The sequence below is a fragment of the Methylomonas sp. BG-2 genome (assembly GCF_057766305.1).
The window spans coordinates 1-2,835 of record NZ_JBYMAP010000354.1 but is presented as its reverse complement, the minus strand read 5'-3'; the positions used below and the strand labels follow the sequence as shown (position 1 = coordinate 2,835).

Sequence of the window (2,835 nt, the reverse complement as noted above, 5' to 3'; positions counted from 1 at the left end):
CCAAGCTATTTCTAAACTCGTTGGTAAATTACAGGCTATGAATAAATTAATCGCCAGTTTTCTAATAGTCTTTGCGAACGTGGTTCATGCCGCGACGGATGCGAAAGACGCATTGGAGTTGAATGTCGAGGATTTGCTCAACGTCGAAGTAACCTCGGTGTCGAAAAAAGCCCAAGCCTTGAACGACGCGGCCGCCGCGATATTCGTGATCAGCAACGAAGACATCAAACGCTCCGGCGCCACCAGCATACCGGAGGCTCTGCGGATGGCGCCGGGACTGGATGTGGCGCGCATCGATTCCAACAAGTGGGCGGTCAGCGCGCGGGGCTTCAATGCCCGCTTCGCCAATAAATTGTTGGTATTGATCGACGGGCGCAATACCTACAGCCGTTTGTTCTCCGGCACGTATTGGGAGAGCCAGGATGTGATGATGGAGGATGTCGAGCGTATCGAAGTAATACGCGGACCCGGCGCGACCTTGTGGGGCGCGAACGCGGTCAACGGCGTGATCAACATCATCACCAAGCACAGTTCGAAAACCCAGGGTGGTTTGGTCGCCGCCGGCGGTGGTACCGAGGAGCAGGGCTTCGGTGCGTTTCGTTACGGCGGGGCGTTGGGCGAGGATACCACCGGCCGCGTGTTCGCCAAGGGCTTCAAACGCGACCAGAATACCGACGCGCGCGGCAACGGTGCCGGCGACGATTGGGACCGGGTGCAGGGTGGGTTTCGCATTGATTCCCGGCTGACGCTGGCCGACGAGTTAAAATTGCAGGGCGATCTGTACCACAGCCATCTGAATCAAACCCTGCTGGTACCGAGCGTGGTTGCTCCCTACGGCGACCTGGGCCGCGACAAGGCCGAAGCCCACGGCGGCAATATTCTGGGTCGCTGGCAGCACACGTTTTCCACTCAATCCGACCTGTCCTTGCAGCTGTTTTACGACTACTACCGGCGTAACGAGAGTTGGATGTCCGAGGGCCGCGATACGCTGGATCTGGATTTTCAACACCGCTTTAATTTATTGGATAAGCACGAACTCATCTGGGGCTTGGGATATCAACTCACCGCCGACCGGCTCGGTGCCAGCGCGATTTTCAATATGTCGCCGGCTCACCGGAAAAACCAACTCTACAGCGCGTTCGTCCAAGACGAGATGGAGCTGATCGATCAAACCCTGTGGTTTACGCTGGGTTGCAAATTCGAGCACAACGATTTCACCGGCTTCGAAGGCCAGCCGACCGCGCGGCTGATGTGGGCGCCCGACTTGAATCATCGGTTTTGGGCCGCGATGTCCCGCGCGGTGCGCACGCCGTCGCGGGGTGAAGAGAATATACGCTTGACCACAGCCGTGGTACCGCCGGCGGCACCCTTCTTCATGCCGGTGGATCTGACCTTGCAAGGCAATCGCAACCAGCGTAGCGAGGATGTACTCGCCTACGAAATCGGCTACCGCACCACGATGATCAAGTCCTTGTCGGTGGATGTGACGGCGTTTTACAACAACTACGCCCACTTGCGCGATGCGGTGCAAGGCACGCCTTACTTCGATCCGCTACGGGGCGTTTTAGTCCAGCCGCTACCGTTCAGCAACAATCTCAATAGCAAAACCTATGGCGTCGAGCTGGCGATGGTTTGGCAAATGTCGGATTGGTGGCGCTGGGACGCCAACTACAGTCTGTTGAAAACCGAATTGCCATCGACAGCAAAAGCGCTTATCGGCGTGAGTCCGCAACAGCGGGTCAATCTGCGTAGCGCAATCAATGTTCTTCCGGAACTGGATTTCGATATCTGGTTTCGCTACGTCGATACCAATGCCTCCGCGACGTCCAGCGGCGACCGCTATATTCGCGACTACCTTACAATGGACGCCAGGCTGGCCTGGCGGCCGGCGGCCGGATTGGAAATCTCGCTGGTCGGGCAAAATTTATTAACGAATAGCCATTTGGAATATATACAGGAGAATTTGGTGATCCCAACCCTGATCGATCGCGGTATGTACGGCAAAATCAGTTGGAGTTTTTAACGCGTGTTACTTGGCCGAGTTTGGGATTTAACTATTTTAACACCGTCTTTTTAACGCCAATTTCCAGCACGATATGTCGAATATGACGAGAACATGCGCAATCGCGGTGATGCTGGGCTACCTGCGTTTCGCCTCCGGCGAGCCGGTTGCGTTGGAACAATATGCGGTATTGGCGGCGTTGACGCTGAATTTCGCCCGTTTTACCCAGTGGCCGGATCAGGCCTTTACCGATCCCGATAATCAATTGAAAGTCTGCCTGGTCGGCGATAATGTGTTGTTGCAATCATTCGATTCCATCAACGGCAAAGCTGTCGGCAATAAGGCGATTAAGACTTTAAATTCAGAGAAGTTAAGGAATTTAAACCAATGCCATATCTTGTTTATCAGCGAGATTTCGAACAGTCTGCTTTCTCAAGTATTCTTGGATATTCAAAACCGGCGGATACTGACAATCGGGGAAAACCTGGATTTCGTCAATTCCGGCGGAATGGTGGCCATGGTCAACGTCGACGGCAAGATTCAGTTGCATATCAATCATCATGCCGTCAAGGCGGCCGGGTTGACGATTAGTTCCAACCTGCTGCGCTTGGCGAAGATCGTCGGCGAAAATTAGACGGAGTGAAGGCATGCGTAAATGGTTTAACAATGCGCCGATCAAACTTAAATTAGTGTCGATTTTGACGGCGATAGCGATGATGACTTTATTTCTAGCGACGTCGGTCATTGTGATTAACGAATATTTTGCCCGCAAAATTGAAACCGAACAGCAATTGGTTTTAATCGCCAATATAATCGCTTCGAATATATCCGCA

Annotated in this window: 3 protein-coding genes; all 3 read left to right on the top strand. The window is 53.5% G+C overall.

The features are described from left to right. A partial coding sequence (locus AC3B8H_RS20005) for a TOL_0244 family TonB-dependent receptor (RefSeq protein WP_488443278.1) occupies window positions 1-2,023 on the top strand: 2,023 nt, incomplete at its 5' end. 82 nt (window positions 2,024-2,105) lie between these two features. Beyond that, complete coding sequence (locus AC3B8H_RS20000) at window positions 2,106-2,636, top strand: YfiR family protein (protein ID WP_488443277.1); 531 nt, start codon at window positions 2,106-2,108, stop codon at window positions 2,634-2,636. A gap of 13 nt (window positions 2,637-2,649) precedes the next feature. Beyond that, the coding region (locus tag AC3B8H_RS19995; protein WP_488443276.1) for a hypothetical protein at window positions 2,650-2,835 on the top strand (186 nt) is incomplete at its 3' end.

Bases quoted from the DNA above. Each gene is read 5' to 3' on its own strand.
- AC3B8H_RS20000 (WP_488443277.1), top strand. From the start codon at position 2,106: ATGACGAGAACATGCGCAATCGCGGTGATGCTGGGCTACCTGCGTTTC.